Source organism: Lentzea nigeriaca (assembly GCF_016907955.1).
Lineage (GTDB): Bacteria > Actinomycetota > Actinomycetes > Mycobacteriales > Pseudonocardiaceae > Lentzea > Lentzea nigeriaca.
This window is the reverse complement of record NZ_JAFBCX010000007.1, coordinates 354,919-371,894: the sequence shown is the minus strand read 5'-3', so window position 1 is coordinate 371,894 and position 16,976 is coordinate 354,919. Positions and strand designations below refer to the sequence as shown.

The following is a 16,976-nucleotide window of genomic DNA, read 5'->3' as shown; positions in this document are numbered from 1 at the left end:
GGCGCCCAGCTCGTTCCTGAAGCAACGAAGGGGGACGTCATGTCTGGGCTGTTCGAGGTGCTCGGGGGCGTGCTCGGGGAGTTGTTGGGTCCTCCGGGCGACGATCAGATGCGCGGTCACGGAGACGTCTTCCTGGATGGCCGCTGGGAAGAGGGAGAGCTGTTCTTCGGTCCCACGAAGATCATCTGGGACGAGCGGATCGTGTTCAGCCCCGAGGAGGGCTGGGTCGAACTGATCACCGACCACGAGCCGCCGCAGCCGAACTTCGTAGTCCTGCACTTCCGCCGCGCCGAGGACACCGTCCTGCTGGCCGTGCACCGCCGCGAGCTCCGGCGCGTGGGCGCGGTGCTGCAGCTGCCGAGCTGATCGTTCAGGCGCCGACCGGAACCGGCGGAACTTCCTTCGCCGGCGGGTTGACCGCGGCGGTCTTCTTCGAGCGGCGGGCGATGATGCGCCGGCCGAGCTCGATCGCCGGGTGCTCGACCCAGCGGAACACCACGTCGGCGAGCAGCAACGACACCAGCGTGACCACGACGGCCGTGAGCGTGCCGTGGACCTGGAACCGGGGCAGCAGCGCCGCGACCATGAAGCCCGCGATGCCCTGGAACAGGTACAGCGAGTAGGAGCGGTCGCCGACGAACCGCATCGGCGCGGTCGACAGCAGCCACGTCACCGGGTTGCGGCCCAGCAGCGACACGATCAGCATCGCCGTCAGCACCGCGTAGGCCAGCAGCAGCACCACGGCGTTGTCGGTGGAGTGCCAGAGGGTCTCCATGTTCACGTGCAGCACGGCGAACCCGATCATCGACACCGGCGCTACCAGCGGGTGGGTCAGCGGCTGGACGAGCTTGAACAGGCGCTTGCTATTCATGACGATCGCCAGCAGCGCGCCGATCAGCAGCACCACGTAGTGCACCGTCGACGTGTACAGCGCGGTCATCGAGTAGCTGGTGTACCAGCCGGCGGTGAGCGGGATGCACGCGATCAGCACGGCCATCGCACCCAGCGCGATGTAGACGCGGCGCCGGGCGGCGGCCACACCCGCGAAGACCATCAGCGCGGGCCAGACCAGGTAGAACTTCTGCTCGATGCCGAGCGTCCACGAGCCGGAGAAGTAGTCGTTCGGAGCGCCCCGCATGCCCTCGGGGAGGAACTCGTTCATGAACGTCAGGTAGTACTTCAGCGTCTCCGGGTAGCGGATCGTGAAGAAGTCGCCGCGCAGGTAGAAGAACGCCATGATGAAGGCGAAGATCACGAAGTACGGCGGCATGATCCGGAAAACGCGCCGGATGTAGAAGTTCTTGAGCGAGATCCGGCCCTTGGTGTCCTGCTCGCGCAGCAGCAGCGTCGTGATCAGGAAGCCGGACAGCACGAAGAAGAGGTAGACGCCGACCCACCCGGACAGCCACTTCCACTCGGCCCCGCCGAAGTGGAAGACCACCACGATGACGGCGGCGAACGCGCGCAGGCCGTCGAGCGCGGGGAAACGCCGCATCGCCATGAACTCGGCATGGGTCAACGTGCGCACGACGTTCCTCCAAGATGGGTTCACCCCAGACCACGGGGCGTTCCGGAGGCTACCAAACTCACCCGAGCCCCTTGGCGACGTTCCGCAGCCCGGCCTCCTTGCGGTAAAGCGTCGGCACGGCCTCGCGTCCCGTCCCGCGCGGACATTGCCGCGAACGGCCCTTCCCAGGCCACGGTCACCGGAGTCCCCTCCGGCAACAGCTCGCCGAGCCGCCTGCGGAATCCTCGTGCAGACACTCGTCCGCGGCAGGCGCGTCGACGTTCGCGAGCTTCACCGCCAGGCGTCACTCCACGCGTTCGCCGATTTACCGTCGGCTAACCAACGCGACCTACGTTCACGTACGTGCTGATCAAACTGGGAATCGTCACGACCGGCGTAGCCCTGCTCTTCGGGGGCGTCGCACAAGCAGCCGAGGTACCGACGGTACCGAAGCCGCCGAACTGCTCGACCGCGGTGCAGGTCGGCTCGGCCGGTGTCGTCAAGCGCGGCACCACCACCATGGCCACCATCACGCAGTTCGAAGGCTGTGGCGGCAAGTACGGCCACGTCCGCGTGCAGGCCACGACCCCGTTCCGCGCGTCCGTCCGCCTGAGCGGCGGCGGCTCGTTCACTCCGCCCACCCAGGGTGAGCTGAACCAGCGCGACGTGTGGACGTTCAGCCGCGTGCTGAACGACAAGTGCACGTTCGCCGTGGCCACCGTGCACATCGATGAGGACGCGCTGACGGGACGCAGCGGCTCGTCCTGCTGATCGGGCGGGCCGGGGTGCGCACTCCGGCCCACCTCTCCGTAACGCGCTCATCGCGGTGTGCGACTACATCGCGCTTCAGGGCAAGCGGTGAGAGCGGACGGCCCGAAAGCCGCCCGCCCGCGGAATCACTTGATCTGCATCCCGGAGATCGCCCGCGACACCACGAGCCGCTGAATCTCCGAAGTGCCCTCGAAGATGGTGAAGATCTTGGCGTCCCGGTGCATCCGCTCCACCGGGTGCTCCCGCGTGTACCCGGCTCCACCCAGCACGTGAATCGCCCGCTCGGTGGCCCACACGGACACCTCGGAAGCCTTGAGCTTCGACATCGAGCCCTCACCGGCGGTGAACGGCACGTTGTTGCGCCCCATCCACGCCGCCCGCCACACGAGCAGCCGCGCCGCGTCGATCTCCATCCGCATGTTCGCGAGGTCGAACGCGATCGACTGGTTCTCGATGATCTTCCGCCCGAACGCCTCGCGGTCCTTGGCGTAGTCCAGCGCGTACTCGTAGGCGGCGCGTGCGACGCCGACGGCCATGGCGCCGACGGTCGGGCGCGTGGTCTCGAACGTCGCCATCGCGGCCTGGCCGCCGGCGCGCTGGCCTTCACGTGCTCGCGCCAGCCGGGCTTCGAGACGCTCGCGGCCGCCCAGGACGCAGCGGCCGGGTACGCGGACGTCGTCGAAGAACACGTCGGCGGTGTGCGAGGCGCGCATGCCGTGCTTCTTGATCTTGCCCGGTGAGGACAGGCCCGGCGTGCCGGGCGGGATGATGAAGCCGGCCTGGCCGCGTGCGCCGAGCGACGGGTCGACGACGGCGGTCACGACGTGCACGTTCGCGATGCCGCCGTTGGTGGCCCATGCCTTCTGGCCGTTGATGACCCACTCGTCGGTGGCCTCGTCGTAGCGGGCGCGCGTGCGGTAGCCCGCCACGTCGGAGCCCGCCTGGGGCTCGGAGGCGCAGAACGCGGCCAGCTTCGGCTCGTTCTCGTCGCCGAAGCACTCGGGCACCCACTCGGCCAGCTGTTCGGGCTCGCCGGACGCGAAGATGCCGGCGACGGCCAGGCCGGTGCCCATCAACGCCAAAGCGATGCCGGCGTCACCCCAGAACAGCTCTTCGGTGGCGATGGGCAGGGACAGGCCGATCGGGTCCGCGAACCAGGTCGCGAGGGCCTCGAAGCCGTAGAGGCCGATCTTCGCGGCCTCCTGGATCACCGGCCACGGCGTCTCCTCGCGCTCGTCCCACTCGGAGGCCGCCGGCCTGATCACGTCGCGAGCGAAACCGTGCACCCAGTCGCGCAGGTCGGTCTGGTCTTCGTTCAGCTCGAGCGAGAAGCCACCCACAGGAACTCTCCTAGGCCTTCGGGATGTTGAAGAGGCTCATGAAGCCGGCCGCGAACCCCAGGTCGCCCTTCACCTTCAGCTTGCCCGTCATGAACAGCACGGGGGCGGAGGCGTTGCCGGTCGCGAGCTTCAGGAAGTCGGCGGGCGTCAGCGTCACGACGGCGCGGGCCTCGCGCGTCACGCCCTTGTTGATGGTGCAGGTCGCGTCTTCGATGATGGCCTCGTAGACGTCGTCCAGCACGTGGAAGTGCACGACCGCACGGGTGGCGCCGGCCCGGTCCGCGCGGAAGTGGACCTCCATGCGGCGGAACACCTCGTCCAGCACGCGCGTGCGCAGCGCCGGATCGGAGACGACGCCCTCGATCTGGTCCTTCGAGGCACGCGAGATGATGCGAGCGAAGTTGGACGGGTCCATCTTCGCCAGGTCGAGGTCGGCGCCGCCGTCGGCGAGCCTGCCCAGCGCGTTCAGCAACGCGGCGAAGTCGGACTTGCCCAGCTTCTTCGGGTCGATGCCGCGGGCGATGACGTCGATGTCGACGTCCTTCAACGCGGGGTCGTCCGGGGAGATCTGCTGCAGCGTGCTGATCAGCTCAGCCGGGCTGAGCTTCGCGATCGCCTCGGTGGTGAGGTCGAGCGTCATTGACACACCTCCTGGTACCTACTCGTGAGTAAGACTACTGGCGAGTAGATAGGGCGGCAAGCCGATCGGATAATCTTGTTCCTCCATACCGAGGGGGTTTCATGCGCACAGAAGGTCGAGCCAAGCGCTTGCCACGCGCGGTGCGCGAGCGGCAGATCATGGACGCCGCCGTCGACGTGTTCTCGCGGCTCGGCTTCCACGCGGCCTCGATGGACGAGATCTCCGAGGTCGCCGGCATCTCCAAGCCGATGCTCTACGCCTACCTCGGTTCGAAGGAAGAGCTCTTCGCGACCTGCATCCGGCGTGAGGCCACCCGGATGATGGAGGCCATCGCGACCGGCGTCGAACCCGACCAGGAACCCGACGTGCAGCTGTGGAGCGGCCTCAGGGCGTTCTTCGGGTTCGTCGGCGAGAACCGGGCGAGCTGGATGGTGCTGCACCGGCAGGCGTCGACCCAGGGCGGCCCGTTCGCGGTCGAGCTCACGGACATGCGCACGCGTGCGGTGTCGCTGGTCGCGGCGCTGCTCACCCAGTCGACGAAGGCGCCGGCGACCAAGCTGGAGGCCGAGTCGCTGGCCGCCGCGCTGGTCGGTGCCGGCGAGTCGCTCGCCGAGTGGTGGCTCGACCACCCGGAGGAACCCGCCGGCGTCGTCGCCGCCCGCCTCATGAACCTCGTCTGGATGGGCTTCGGCGACCTCGTCGAGGGGAACGTCTGGCACCCGCCGTCACGCCGCTGAACCCACCAGGTGGGGCCCCTTGCCCCACACGGCGAACTCCCAGCCGGAACCGCTCTCGCGTGCCGAGAACTCGACGCGACCGGGGATCAGCAGCGGCTTCTTGAACCGGACGTCCACGGTCACGGCCTCGGGCAGCCGTCCTTCCAGCGCGGCCAGGCAGCGGGCCTTCGTCCACATCCCGTGCGCGATCGCCCGCTTGAACCCGAACAGCTTGGCGCTCAACGGGTACAGGTGAATCGGGTTGCGGTCGCCGGACACCGCCGCGTAGCGCCGCCCGATGTCCCCAGGCACCCTCCACACCGCCGACCCGACCGGTCGCTGCAGCTCCTCGCCGGAACCCGATGAGCCGCCAGTGCGCCGCAGGTAGGTCGAAACCCCTTCCCAGACACCGGAAACCGACGTCACGACATCGACCTGCGTCCCCTGCGGGTGCGGCCGGAGGTCACGCGCGGACACGGTGATCTCCAGCGGTTCGCACAACGCCAGCGGCCGCGACTGCGTGATCCGGTTCGCGACGTGCACCAGGCCGGGCAACGGAAACGGGAACCCCGCACCCGTCATCAGCTTCATCTGCAACGGAAAGCCCAGCACGTGGGGGTAGGTCAACGGCAACGCGTCCCGCAACCCGAAGCCGCACACCGCGTTGTACGCCGTCAGGTGCTTCAACGAGACGTCGTGAGTGGCGGAAACCGGTTGGGCTGCCAGGGTTTCCCCACGCCGGAACGACGTGAGAGCGGCACGCAGCAACATCACGCCCCCAGCAGCATCTGGCCGCACACGCGCACGACGTTTCCGTTCACGCCACCGGATCCGGGCGAGGCGAACCACGCCACCGTCTCCGCCACGTCGACCGGCAGGCCGCCCTGCGACAGGCTGTTCATCCGCCGTCCGACCTCACGGGTCAGCAACGGCACGGCCGCGGTCATCTTCGTCTCGATGAACCCCGGCGCGACGGCGTTGATCGTCGCCCCGCGCGCGGCCAGCACCGGCGCCAAGGACTTCACCATCCCGATCACGCCCGCCTTCGACGTGGCGTAGTTGGTCTGGCCGACGTTGCCCGCGATGCCCGCGATCGACGACACCCCGACGATCCGCCCGCCCGCGCGCAGCACGTCGCCTTCGAGCAGCGCCGCGTTGACCCGCTCCTGGCAGGCGAGGTTGACCTCCAGCACCGCGTCCCACAGCGAGGAGTCCATGCGCGCCAACGTCTTGTCGCGCGTGATGCCCGCGTTGTGCACGACGACGTCCACGCCGCCGTGCCGTTCGAGCAGGTAGGACGTCAACCGAGACGGGTCTCCGGTGATGTCGAGCTGCAGCGCAGACCCGCCGACGGAGTTCGCGACCTTCGACAGCTCGTCGCCGGCCGCGGGAACGTCCAGGCAGATCACGTGCGCGCCGTCGCGTCCGAGAGCCGTGGCGATCGCCTCGCCGATGCCCCGCGAGGCACCGGTGACCAGCGCGACCTTGCCCTCCAGCGTGCCGGTCGACGCGGCACCGGAAACGTGGATGACCTGCCCGGACACGTAAGCCGACCGGCCGGACAGCAGAAACCGCAGCGTGGACTCGACGCCGTCCTCGGCACCGTCGGCCACGTAGACCAGGTTCGCGGTGCCGCCGCGCCGCAGCTCCTTGCCGACGGACCGCACGAAGCCCTCGAGCGCCCGTTGTGCCACGGAGTCCGGCGACCGCCCGATGACGATCACCCGCCCGCACGGCCCGAGCTGCGTGATCACCGGGTGGAAGAAGTCGTGCAGCTGCCGCAGATCGGCGACAGAAGCGATGTCGGACGCGTCGAACACCAACGCGCCGTATGGAGCGGACCCTGTTTCGAGCTGCTTCAGAAAGGGCAGCCGGGAAGCGCCACCGACCAGTACGGGCGTGGCCAGAGCGGCGTCACGGCGCAGTGGATACGGGTTCGGCAGGCCGAGCCTGCGCACGAGCTGGCGACCGAGCCCCGACGATGCGAACTTCTGGTACCTGTCCACGTCACACAACCTACTAGCTAGTAAGTCTACTCGCTAGTAGGTAGTATGGACGCATGCGAGTAGCGATCATCGGCGGCAACCGCATCCCGTTCGCCCGCTCGAACGGCCCGTACGCGACCGCGTCGAACCAGGACATGTTCACCGCGGTCCTCGACGGCCTGGTCAGCCGCTTCAACCTGCAGGGAGAACGCCTCGGCGAGGTGGTCGCGGGCGCCGTGCTCAAGCACTCGCGCGACTTCAACCTCGTCCGCGAGTCGGTGCTGGGCAGCAAGCTCAGTCCGGAAACGCCCGCGTACGACCTCCAGCAGGCGTGCGGCACCGGCCTGCAGGCGATCATCGCGGTGGCCAACAAGATCGCGCTCGGCCAGATCGAGGCGGGCATCGCGGGCGGCGTCGACACCACCAGCGACGCCCCGATCGGCGTGAACGAGAACTTCCGCAAGCTCCTGCTGGAGTTCAACCGCACCCGCAAGATCAGCCTGCTGACCAAGCTGCGCCCCGGCCACGTCGTGCCGCACCTGCCCCGTAACGGCGAACCGCGCACCGGCATGTCCATGGGCGAGCACGCGGCCATCACCGCCGCCAAGTACGGCATCACGCGCGAGGACCAGGACGAGCTCACCGCGCGCAGCCACCAGAACCTCGCGCGCGCCTACGACGAGGGTTTCTTCGACGACCTCGTCACGCCGTACCTCGGTCTGACCCGCGACCAGAACCTCCGCCCGGACAGCAGCGTCGAGAAGCTCGCCAAGCTCAAGCCCGTCTTCGGTGACACGATGACGGCCGGCAACTCGACCCCGCTCTCCGACGGCGCCTCCGCGGTCCTGCTCGCCACGGAGGAGTGGGCTCACGCCCGCAAGCTGCCCGTCCTCGCCTACCTGACGTTCGCCGAGACCGCGGCCGTCGACTACGTGCACGGCGACGAGGGCCTGTTGATGGCTCCGGTCCACGCCGCGCCGCGCATGCTCGAGAAGGCGGGCCTCAAGCTGCAGGAGTTCGACTTCTACGAGGTGCACGAGGCGTTCGCGTCCCAGGTGCTCGCCACGCTGAAGGCCTGGGAGTCCGACCTCGGCGAGATCGACCGCGCCAAGCTCAACGTCAACGGCTCGTCGCTCGCGGCAGGCCACCCGTTCGCCGCGACGGGCGCCAGGATCGTCGCGACCCTGGCCAAGTTGCTGCACCAGAAGGGCAGCGGGCGCGGGTTCGTGTCGATCTGCGCCGCCGGCGGTCAGGGAATCACGGCGATCCTGGAGCGATGAGTTCTCCGGGCTCGTGAAGTCGAACCATCCGAACCCGATCAGGAGAAGGATGGCGACCCATGACGCTGCAGGAAGTTCTGGTGGCACACCGCGCGACCACGCCCAGCGCGGTCGCACTCGTCGCCAGGGGTGACGACGTCGAGTTCGCGGCGATCGGCGAGGAGACCCGCGAGTCGGTCTTCCCGATCGCCTCGGTCACCAAGCCGATCGTCGCCACGGCGGCGATGCTGCTGGTGCGGGACGGGAAGCTCGGGCTCGACGACCCGGTCGCGACCTGGCTGCCGGAGATCGCGAACCCGGTGGTCGCGCGGACGCCGAGCAGTCGGATCGACGACGTCGTCCCCGCGACGAGGCCGATCACCGTCCGGCACCTGCTGGCGTCGCGTTCCGGCTGGGGCTTCACGGCGGACTTCTCACTGCCAGCCACGCAGAAGCTCTTCGAAGAGGCGCACCTGCACGGTCGTGAGGACCTACCGTCGCCGGAGGAATGGCTCAAGCACCTCGCGCTGGTGCCGTTGCTGCACCAGCCAGGCGATGGCTGGCTCTACAACACGTCGTACGACGTGCTCGGCGTGCTGCTCCACCGCGTCACGGGCTCGCTCCCGGACTTCATGGCCGAACGCTTCTACGAGCCGATCGGCATGCCGACCACCGGCTTCATCAGCGACGCCCTGCCGTCCGGTGCCGGTGGTCTGAAGTCCACTGTGGATGACCTGCTGGCGTTCAACAGGTTCCTGCTGAACGGCGACCTGCTCGCGGAACTGGCGGTCGACACCACGACGGCGCAGGAGCGCGAGGCCGGGCGGATCTTCCTGGAGGGCCAGGGCTGGGGCTTCGGCGGCAGCGTCGACATCGCCGAGATCGACCCGTGGAACGTCAAGGGCCGCTACGGCTGGGTCGGCGGCTCGGGCACGGCGGCCCACGTCGTGCCGTCGCAGAACCTGATCACCATCCTGCTCACGCGCACCGCGATGACCAGCCCCACACCTCTCGCGATCATGCGTGACTTCTGGCGGAGCGCCGCTCGGCAGGTTCTCTAGTCCAGCAACGACCAGGCCGCCGTGCAGGACGCGGACACGGTGATCTGCTGCGCCTTGAGGTTCAGCTGGTCGACCATCCCGGCCGCCCCCGCCATCTCGAACGAGGCGGACCGGGCCATCGGCGCGTAGTGCCCGCCCTCGGTGTCGCCGATGCGCAGCAACGGCCCGAGTCGTCGCCCGAGCGCCGACGCGTAGCCCTCGGCGCGGCGCAACGCGTCTGCCACGGCCTCCTTCTGCGCCTCGCGGATGGCCTCGGTGTCGTCGACGAGCGTCCACGTCGGTCCGTTGATCCACGACGGTTCGGCCTGCACGAGCTCGGCCAGCAGCCCGTCGAGCCGGTCCAGGTCGCTCACCCAGATCACGTACTGCTGCGACGCGCGGCTGCCTGCGCGCTGGTTGTTGTCCCAGTTGTCGTGCACGGACAGCTGCCGCGAGCGCACCTCGAAGTCCTCGAGCAGCGGTTCGACGGCGGAAATGCGCTGGTTGAGCGTGCTCACCGCCTCGGAACGTTCGGCACCGAGCGCCTCGAACGTCACGTCCACCTGGGCGCGGTCGGCGGTCCGCTCGACCTCGCCGGTCCCCTTCGTCACGACTTCAGCCACGTGGGCCAGCCAACCGGTGCCCCGGTCGATCCGCAACTATTCGGATCTATTGCTCAATCACTAGAAAGCCGAATACAGATCCAGTCGTGGTTCGTCTGCGCGTCTCTACTGCGGGCCCTAGAAACGCCGATACGGTGCGAGCCATGGACCCGGTGCGCAATCCGTTCGCTCCCGGTGCAGGCCAGCGGCCTCCTGAGCTCGCCGGCCGGGACAAGGAAGTCGGAGCGTTCGAGGTGGTGCTCGAACGCGTGGCCCGTGGCCGCCCCGAACGCAGTCTCGTGCTGACCGGGCTGCGGGGTGTCGGCAAGACGGTGCTGCTCGGCGAGCTGCGGTCCATGGCGGTCAAACGCGGCTGGGGTGCCGGCAAGGTCGAGGCCAGGCCGGACGCCGACCTGCGACGACCGCTCTCGGCCGCGCTGCACCGGGCGATCCGCGACCTCGCGGTCCGGCACCGCGCGCCGGACCGGGTCGAGGCGATCCTCGGCATCCTCAAGGCGTTCGCGCTGAGGGCGGCACCGGACGGCGCGAAGCTGCGCGACCGCTGGCAACCCGGCATCGACGTGCCGGCGGCAAGCGGCAGGGCCGACTCCGGTGACATCGAGATCGACCTCGTCGAGCTGTTCACCGACGTCGCCGAGCTCGCGCAGGACGTCGGCACGGGCGTCGCGCTGCTCATCGACGAGATGCAGGACCTCAAGCCCGACGACATCAGCGCGTTGTGCGCGGCGTGCCACGAGCTTTCGCAGCTGGGCGCGCCCCTGGTCGTCGTCGGCGCGGGTCTGCCGCACCTGCCCGCGGTGCTCAGCGCCAGCAAGTCGTACTCGGAGCGGCTCTTCCGCTACGTCCGCATCGACAGGCTCAGCCGGGAGGACGCCGACCGCGCGGTGCTCGCGCCGGTCGAACGGGAGGACGCCCGCATCACCGACGAGGCGCTGGACGCCCTCTTCGATGCGAGTGGTGGCTACCCGTACTTCATCCAGGCCTACGGCAAGGCCGCCTGGGACGCGGCCCCCGCCGATCCGATCTCCGCGCTGGACGTCTCCGTGGCCGCTCCCGAGGCCGACGCGGAGCTGGCCGTGGGCTTCTTCGGCTCCCGATACGAGCGTGCAACGCCCGCTGAACGCGAGTATCTCCGGTCGATGGCCGAGTTGACCGACGGAAAGGATGCGGGCGTCAACACCGCCCAGGTGGCCGACCACCTGGGGCGCAAGCCGTCGTCGCTGTCGCCCGCACGGGACTCGCTCATCAAGAAAGGCCTGGTCTACAGCGCGGAACGGGGTCAGATCGCCTTCACCGTGCCGCACTTCGGGAGGTTCCTGCTCGGCCGGGAGGACTAGCCGAAGGTGCCTGCCGTTGTCCGGCCGTTCACGTTGTCAGCCGATGATTCATCGGCATGTGCCCCAACTCACCGGATAATCGTGTGCGTTCGTGGGTAGGAGGGTGCATACTTGAGTTACCAACACAGCAGACCTCCGAGAGGGAAGTGCAGACCGAGATGAACTTCGCAGCGAAGCTCCGCGCCCGTCGTGCCGAGGCGCGCAACCGGAAGGCCGTGGCTCGCGCGATCGACATGGCCGCCACGCCGTCCATGCGTCACGAGCTGATGGCAATCGCCCAGGCTCAGGTCACGACCCTGCGCTGACTTTCGACCCGGCACTCGCGCGGCGCCCCGTAGCGAGTGCCTCCCCCCAACGGGAACCCCTGGAGCACCTCCCGCGCTCCAGGGGTTTCATTCTGTTAAACGTGATCCGCGCCACAGTATGCTGGCGCTGTAACGGTGCATGTCGGTCCGCCGATGTCACGGTTGACCTCGTGGTGCTGTCGGACCCCCGACCTGGCAGCACCGCGAGGTTTCTTGTTTGCTGGGACCATGAAGATCGCCGTGCTCGGCACCGGCCTCATGGGTGCCCCCATCGCAGCCAACCTCGTCGCTGCCGGACACGAGATCCGGGTCTGGAACCGCACGCGCGCCAAAGCCGAACCGCTCGCCGACCAGGGCGCCACCGTCGCCGACACGCCCGCTGAAGCCGTCGAGGGCGTGGAGATCGTGCTGACGATGCTCAACGACGGCGCCACCGTCACGTCGGTCATCCAGGACGCCGCCCCTTCGCTGCCGCACGACGCCGTGTGGATCCAGGCGTCCACGGTCGGGGTCTCGGCCACCGAGGACCTCATCGCGCTCGCCCGCTCGCTCGGGCTGGAGTTCGTCGACGCGCCGGTGCTGGGCAGCACGAAGCCCGCGGCCGAGGGCAAGCTCGTCGTGCTCGCGTCCGGTGCGCCTGAGCTGCGTGACCGGGTGCAGCCGGTCTTCGACGTGATCGGCGCCCGCACGATGTGGGTGGGCGAGGCCGGTGCGTCCTCGAAGCTGAAGCTCGTCGCGAACAGCTGGGTCCTCGCGCTGACGGCCGCCGTCGGTGAGGCGGTGTCGCTCGCCGAGGCGTCCGGGATCGACCCGAACCTGTTCCTGGAAGCCGTTTCCGGCGGGCCGACGGACTGCGCGTACCTGCAGATGAAGGGCAACGCGATCATCGATCGGTCCTTCTCGCCCGCGTTCACCGTGCAGAACGCGTTGAAGGACGCCTTGCTGGTGAACGAGGCGGCGGTACGTGCCAACGTGCAGCTCGACGTGGCACAGGCAGCGAGTGCGCGGCTCAACCGCGCGGTCACCAAGGGCCACGGCGAGGAGGACATGGCCGCGTCCTACTACGCGAGCTTCTGACAAGCGCCCGACGATCGGCCGGTCCGGCGAGGCGTGCGGGCTCAATAGCGTGGCTTGGTGAACAGACTCGTACGCTCCCTGCTGGCGTTCGGCCTGGTATCGACGCAGGTCTTCGCCACAGCCGCGGTGTCATCCGCGGCGGAAGACGTCAAGAACCGCATCGCCGCCATCCCCGGTGTGCGGATCATCAGCGAAGGAACGTCCGGCACCGCCAGGACGTTCGTGCTCGGCATCCAGCAACCCGTCGACCACCGCAAGCCGCGCGGCGCCCGGTTCGAGCAGCGGTTCTCGTTGCTGCACAAGGCGGAAACCAAGCCGATGGTGCTGCACACCTCCGGCTACCACCTGCCGGGCACGGTCGGCGCGTCCGAGCCCGCCCGGCTCGTCGACGGCAACCAGATCAGCGTGGAACAGCGGTTCTTCCCGCCGTCGCGGCCGTCGCCCGCCGACTGGGACGACCTCGACATCTGGCAGGCGGCCAACGACCACCACCGGATCGTCAGCGCGTTCAAGAAGATCTACGGCGCCCGCTGGCTCTCGACGGGTGCCAGCAAGGGCGGCATGACCTCGGTCTACCACCGGCGGTTCTTCCCACGCGACGTCGACGCGACCATCGCGTACGTGGCGCCCAACGACGTGGTGAACGACCGCGACGTCTACGGCGAGTTCATCCGCAACGTCGGCAACGACCCGACGTGCAACCGGCGGCTGGAGGGCGTGCAGCGGCAGATCCTGCAGCACCGCGACGAGATCGTGTCCCGCCTGGAGGCCAAGGGCTACACGTTCAGGCAGTTCGGCGGTGGGCACCGGGCGCTGGAGGTCCTCGTGCTGGACACGCCGTTCACGTTCTGGCAGTACGGGACGCAGAGCCAGTGCACGCTGGTGCCCGGTGCGGGTGCTTCGGTGGACGACATCTGGACGTTCATGGAGAAGACCGTCGGTTGGGACTTCTACACCGATGCAGGCATCGCGCCCTACGAGACGTACTACTACCAGGCGGGCACGCAGCTCGGCTGGCCCGAAGCCGACGAGTCCTCGGTGCGCGATCTGTTGCGCTACCCCGGCGTCAGCGTGCCGCGCACGCTGGTGCCAGCGGAGATCGAGTTCCCGCGCTTCGACCGGCACGCGATGGCCGACATCGACCTCTGGGTGCGCTACCAGGGCTCGCGGCTGCTGTTCGTGTACGGGCAGAACGACCCGTGGAGCGCGGAACCGTTCCGGCTCGGGCCGGGCACGCGCGACTCGCTGATGTTCTCGGTGCCGGGCGGCAACCACGGCTCGAACATCGCGAAGCTGCCGGAGAAGGACCGCGCCGCCGCGACCGCTGCCGTGCTGCGCTGGGCCGGTGTTTCCGCGCCCGCAACGCTTTCCGCCGCCGACGAGGGCCCCGACTCGCTGGACGCGCTGCGGGCCCGCCGGGACTGAGGCAGGCTGGGGGCGTGAAGCCGTTGCTCGTGGTCGACGCAGCCAACGTCGTGGGTTCGGTGCCCGACGGGTGGTGGCGTGACAGGGCGGGCGCGGCCGAACGCCTCCGCGACGCGTTGCGCGGCCGTGACGAGGAGGTCGTTCTGGTCGTGGAAGGCAAGGCGCGCAACGTCTCCAGCGTCGACGACGTCCGGGTCGTCGCAGCGTCGGGCAATGGCGACGACAAGATCGTCGAGGTGGTTCGCGAGGAAGGCGCCGGACGACCGGTGACGGTGGTGACCGCCGACCGCGAGCTGCGGCGGCGGGTGACGGCCCTGGGGGCCGAGGTGGCCGGCCCCACCTCGGTGCCACGCCGTTAGAGGCGGAACAGCCGTTCGATGACCTGCGCGACGCCGTCCTCGGTGTTCGGCGGCGCGTGGTTCGCGCACGCTCGTTTGACCGCCGGGTGCGCGTTGCTCATCGCGTACGCCGTGCCGGCCCACCCGAGCACCGACAGGTCGTTCGGCATGTCGCCGAACGCGATGACCTCGTCCTTGCTGATTCCTCTTGCGTTGCAGAGGGATTCGAGAGCCGCTGCTTTCGAGACACCGGGCGGGCTGATGTCCAGCAGGCCCAGCCCACCCGAGTGCGTGACCGTGACATGCTGCCCGACGGCCTGTCTGGCGATCTCCATCAGGTGGTCGGCCTCGGCGTCCGGTGCCCACGCGAGCATCTGCACGACCTGGTCCGCCTCGGCGAAGACGTGCTCGAGCAGCTCCAGTGTCCGATGTGGATTGTTCGGCCCGAACCCCTGGAAACCGGGCTCGGACAACACCTCCAGCCCGGTCTCGACCGCGATGCCGACGTTCGGGATCACCTCGGCCAGCGCCGCCGACACCTTCCGCACCACGTCGAACGGCAGCGTCTGCGCGTGCGTGACCTCCCGGTTCGTCAGGTCGTAGATCATCGCCCCGTTCGCGCAGATCGCCGTGCCGGGGAGGTCGAGGTCCTGCACGTACCGGGGCGGCCGCGCGGTGACGACCACGACGTCCGCGTCCACGGCGTCGAGCGTGGCGCGGGTGCGGTCGCTCAGCACCCCGCCCGGCTGGAGCAGCGTGCCGTCGAGGTCGGTCGCGATCAGCCGGATCATCGGCCGATTATCGGGCAGGATCACCTCATGACCCATCGAATTGACGACATGCCGCTGCCGGTCTGGCTCCCCGAGTCCGGCTCCGGTCCCGGCATCGTGCTGATCCAGGAGATCTTCGGCCTGGACGGCTATCTGCGGGGCGTGGCGGAGAAGCTGGCCGCGCTCGGTTACGTCGTGGCCGTGCCCGAGCTCTTCCACCGCTTCCAGCCGGGCTGGGTCGGCGAGCACGACGAGGCGGGCATCCAGAAGTCGATGGAGGTCGTCGGCAACCTCGACTTCCCGCTGGCCGTCCAGGATGTCGTCCGGTCGGTTCAGTACCTGCGCGGACTGCCGGAGGTCACCGGTGGCGTCGGCGTGCTCGGCTTCTGCCTCGGCGGCACCCTCGCCTACGCGGCGGCCGTCGCCTCGGACCCGGACACCGCCGTGTCGTTCTACGGCTCGGGCGTGCCGGACCAGATCGGCACGCTGGACCAGGTGTCGTGCCCGATCCTGTTCCACTTCGGCACCGAGGACGCGTTCATCACCGAGTACCAGAAGGTCGTCGACGCGGTCGCCGAGCACGAGGGTGCCGAGATCGCCCTGGAGCCCGCGGGGCACGCGTTCCTCAACCACCTGGGCCCCTGGTACGACAAGGACGCCGCCGACCGCGCCTGGGACCTGACCGCGGCGTTTCTCGCCCGCACGCTCCCGGCCTAGGAGATGCACGGCACCGCGAGCTGCTGCGAGAAGAACCTCTCCAGCGGCTTGCGGTGCAACCGGCGCTCGACCGCGATCAGCTCGTTCTTGCGGTAGTGGCAGATCTGCGTGCTCGTCACGACGAACCCGTTGCGCTCGGTGGTGGGCATCTCGTCGTAGAGCAGCGCGTGCCCTCCTTGCAGCACAACGACATCCGCCAGCCCGTCAGGAATCTGCCCGGCCCGGCTGGCAACGGTCGCGGCCAGCGAGTCCGGCCGGTTGCGCACCTTACGATGCGGCCACGGCACCCCGTGGTGCTCGGCCTCCAACGTCCGGTGCAACGCCCGCGCGGCATGCCGGATCGCCTTGATGGAGTCGCCGGCCAGCACGTGCGCGTGCGGCACGTCGAGACTCGTGTCCCTGCGAAAGCCGGTGCAGACCACCACCTTGTCGTACCGCAGCTCCCCGGTTCCGTCGAACGTCGCCACGAACTCGTTGCCGCACTTGACGATCCGCTGCACCGACCGCCCGACCGTGTGCGTGATCCGCGCCGTGGTCGCGATGTTGTCGGCCGTCTCGAACGCGCTGTGCCCCCGCCCGATGATCAGCACCCGCTTCCCCGAGTACTCCGTCGGATCAGTGCTGGCACTCGCGTACGTCTCGGCGTGCTCGACCCCGGGAATGCCTGGCACGTACGGCTTCTTGCCCGTGGCGAGGATGACGTGCCGCGCCTGGTACTGGTCCGTGTGCGTGACCCGCGTGTTGTACCGGATGTTCAACGGCCGCGCGAAGTCCTCCAGATACCGCACCAGATCATCGGCGTCGGGAAACGACCGCTTGCTGTACCGCGCGAACGGCACACCGTCGAACAGCGAGTTGTCGTCCGTGGCGAGAACCCGGTGCCGCGGAAACGTCCGGAAGAAGCTCGCCGGCTCCGGTGCCGCCTCGACGATCACGTAGTCACGGCCCGCGTCGTGCAGGAACCGCCCCATCTGCAGTCCCGCGGGACCCGCACCGACCACCAGGTACTCCACCATCACGCACCTCCCGGGGACCTCTACGCCAAAGACAGCGCAAAGGTTCAGGTGGGCGGTTACGTCCATGATGCGGGCTACTGGCGAGTTGCTGTCAATCCTCGCTCCAATGA

The 16,976-nt window shown here is 68.9% G+C and carries 19 protein-coding genes; 11 read left to right on the top strand and 8 right to left on the bottom strand.

Annotated elements, in window-relative coordinates; genetic code table 11:
- The first annotated feature begins 39 nt into the window (after positions 1 to 39).
- A complete protein-coding gene (locus tag JOD27_RS26395) occupies positions 40 to 366 on the top strand; it encodes a hypothetical protein (protein ID WP_204764936.1) in 327 nt (108 codons plus the stop codon).
- A 4-nt stretch (positions 367 to 370) separates the two neighbouring features.
- Here the strand turns inward: JOD27_RS26395 and JOD27_RS26390 are convergent, their stop codons facing one another.
- Positions 371 to 1,528 carry an acyltransferase family protein gene (locus tag JOD27_RS26390; protein WP_307830327.1) on the bottom strand — a complete coding sequence of 386 codons (1,158 nt, stop codon included), beginning with the start codon at positions 1,526 to 1,528 and terminating at the stop codon, positions 371 to 373.
- Between the two features lie 342 nt (positions 1,529 to 1,870).
- Between JOD27_RS26390 and JOD27_RS26385 the strand changes: the two genes are divergently transcribed.
- A complete protein-coding gene (locus JOD27_RS26385; protein ID WP_204764935.1) occupies positions 1,871 to 2,278 on the top strand; it encodes a hypothetical protein in 408 nt (135 codons plus the stop codon).
- A gap of 125 nt (positions 2,279 to 2,403) precedes the next feature.
- Here JOD27_RS26385 and JOD27_RS26380 read toward each other — a convergent pair whose 3' ends face one another.
- Together JOD27_RS26380 and JOD27_RS26375 are read right to left on the bottom strand one after the other, a co-directional pair.
- Positions 2,404 to 3,618 carry an acyl-CoA dehydrogenase family protein gene (locus JOD27_RS26380; protein ID WP_204764934.1) on the bottom strand — a complete coding sequence of 405 codons (1,215 nt, stop codon included), beginning with the start codon at positions 3,616 to 3,618 and terminating at the stop codon, positions 2,404 to 2,406.
- A gap of 10 nt (positions 3,619 to 3,628) precedes the next feature.
- Positions 3,629 to 4,258: an SCP2 sterol-binding domain-containing protein gene (locus tag JOD27_RS26375; protein WP_204764933.1), complete on the bottom strand. Its 630-nt coding sequence runs from the start codon at positions 4,256 to 4,258 to the stop codon at positions 3,629 to 3,631.
- Positions 4,259 to 4,359: 101 nt separating this feature from the next.
- On the opposite strand from JOD27_RS26375, the gene JOD27_RS26370 reads away from it, so the two are divergent.
- A complete protein-coding gene (locus JOD27_RS26370; RefSeq protein ID WP_189252324.1) occupies positions 4,360 to 4,995 on the top strand; it encodes a TetR/AcrR family transcriptional regulator in 636 nt (211 codons plus the stop codon).
- On the opposite strand, the gene JOD27_RS26365 is transcribed toward JOD27_RS26370, so the two are convergent.
- Both JOD27_RS26365 and JOD27_RS26360 read right to left on the bottom strand, forming a co-directional pair.
- On the bottom strand, positions 4,984 to 5,745 hold the full coding sequence (locus JOD27_RS26365) for a MaoC family dehydratase (protein WP_204765005.1): 762 nt from the start codon (positions 5,743 to 5,745) through the stop codon (positions 4,984 to 4,986). The two genes, JOD27_RS26370 and JOD27_RS26365, sit on opposite strands and share 12 nt — an antisense overlap.
- Positions 5,745 to 6,980: a 3-oxoacyl-ACP reductase gene (locus JOD27_RS26360; RefSeq protein ID WP_204764932.1), complete on the bottom strand. Its 1,236-nt coding sequence runs from the start codon at positions 6,978 to 6,980 to the stop codon at positions 5,745 to 5,747. Before JOD27_RS26360 ends, JOD27_RS26365 begins: the two co-directional genes overlap by 1 nt.
- 53 nt (positions 6,981 to 7,033) lie before the next feature.
- Between JOD27_RS26360 and JOD27_RS26355 the strand changes: the two genes are divergently transcribed.
- Together JOD27_RS26355 and JOD27_RS26350 are read left to right on the top strand one after the other, a co-directional pair.
- The gene (locus tag JOD27_RS26355; RefSeq protein WP_204764931.1) at positions 7,034 to 8,239 is read left to right on the top strand and encodes an acetyl-CoA C-acetyltransferase; all 1,206 of its coding nucleotides are present in this window, start codon (positions 7,034 to 7,036) and stop codon (positions 8,237 to 8,239) included.
- 59 nt (positions 8,240 to 8,298) lie between these two features.
- Positions 8,299 to 9,279, top strand: coding sequence for a serine hydrolase domain-containing protein (locus JOD27_RS26350; RefSeq protein WP_204764930.1), 981 nt, complete (start codon positions 8,299 to 8,301; stop codon positions 9,277 to 9,279).
- Here the strand turns inward: JOD27_RS26350 and JOD27_RS26345 are convergent.
- A complete protein-coding gene (locus JOD27_RS26345; protein WP_204764929.1) occupies positions 9,276 to 9,881 on the bottom strand; it encodes an SIMPL domain-containing protein in 606 nt (201 codons plus the stop codon). The genes JOD27_RS26350 and JOD27_RS26345 overlap by 4 nt on opposite strands.
- A gap of 143 nt (positions 9,882 to 10,024) precedes the next feature.
- On the opposite strand from JOD27_RS26345, the gene JOD27_RS26340 reads away from it, so the two are divergent.
- The 5 genes from JOD27_RS26340 to JOD27_RS26320 all read left to right on the top strand — a co-directional run bounded on the left by JOD27_RS26340 (position 10,025) and on the right by JOD27_RS26320 (position 14,384).
- Positions 10,025 to 11,218 (top strand): ATP-binding protein, encoded by a 1,194-nt coding sequence (locus JOD27_RS26340; RefSeq protein WP_204764928.1) that lies wholly within the window; start codon positions 10,025 to 10,027, stop codon positions 11,216 to 11,218.
- 158 nt (positions 11,219 to 11,376) lie between these two features.
- Positions 11,377 to 11,523 (top strand): hypothetical protein, encoded by a 147-nt coding sequence (locus tag JOD27_RS26335; protein WP_204764927.1) that lies wholly within the window; start codon positions 11,377 to 11,379, stop codon positions 11,521 to 11,523.
- Positions 11,524 to 11,751: 228 nt separating this feature from the next.
- Positions 11,752 to 12,600 carry an NAD(P)-dependent oxidoreductase gene (locus JOD27_RS26330; RefSeq protein WP_204764926.1) on the top strand — a complete coding sequence of 283 codons (849 nt, stop codon included), beginning with the start codon at positions 11,752 to 11,754 and terminating at the stop codon, positions 12,598 to 12,600.
- Between the two features lie 57 nt (positions 12,601 to 12,657).
- Positions 12,658 to 14,025, top strand: a complete 1,368-nt coding sequence (locus tag JOD27_RS26325; protein ID WP_307830326.1) for a serine protease — start codon at positions 12,658 to 12,660, stop codon at positions 14,023 to 14,025.
- Positions 14,026 to 14,039: 14 nt separating this feature from the next.
- On the top strand, positions 14,040 to 14,384 hold the full coding sequence (locus tag JOD27_RS26320; protein WP_204764924.1) for a PIN domain-containing protein: 345 nt from the start codon (positions 14,040 to 14,042) through the stop codon (positions 14,382 to 14,384).
- On the opposite strand, the gene JOD27_RS26315 is transcribed toward JOD27_RS26320, so the two are convergent.
- On the bottom strand, positions 14,381 to 15,154 hold the full coding sequence (locus JOD27_RS26315; RefSeq protein WP_204764923.1) for an HAD family hydrolase: 774 nt from the start codon (positions 15,152 to 15,154) through the stop codon (positions 14,381 to 14,383). The genes JOD27_RS26320 and JOD27_RS26315 overlap by 4 nt on opposite strands.
- Before the next feature lie 27 nt (positions 15,155 to 15,181).
- Here JOD27_RS26315 and JOD27_RS26310 point away from each other — a divergent pair, with 27 nt between their 5' ends.
- Positions 15,182 to 15,850: a dienelactone hydrolase family protein gene (locus tag JOD27_RS26310; protein ID WP_204764922.1), complete on the top strand. Its 669-nt coding sequence runs from the start codon at positions 15,182 to 15,184 to the stop codon at positions 15,848 to 15,850.
- On the opposite strand, the gene JOD27_RS26305 is transcribed toward JOD27_RS26310, so the two are convergent.
- Positions 15,847 to 16,866 carry an NAD(P)-binding domain-containing protein gene (locus JOD27_RS26305; RefSeq protein WP_204764921.1) on the bottom strand — a complete coding sequence of 340 codons (1,020 nt, stop codon included), beginning with the start codon at positions 16,864 to 16,866 and terminating at the stop codon, positions 15,847 to 15,849. The two genes, JOD27_RS26310 and JOD27_RS26305, sit on opposite strands and share 4 nt — an antisense overlap.
- Positions 16,867 to 16,976: the final 110 nt, after the last annotated feature.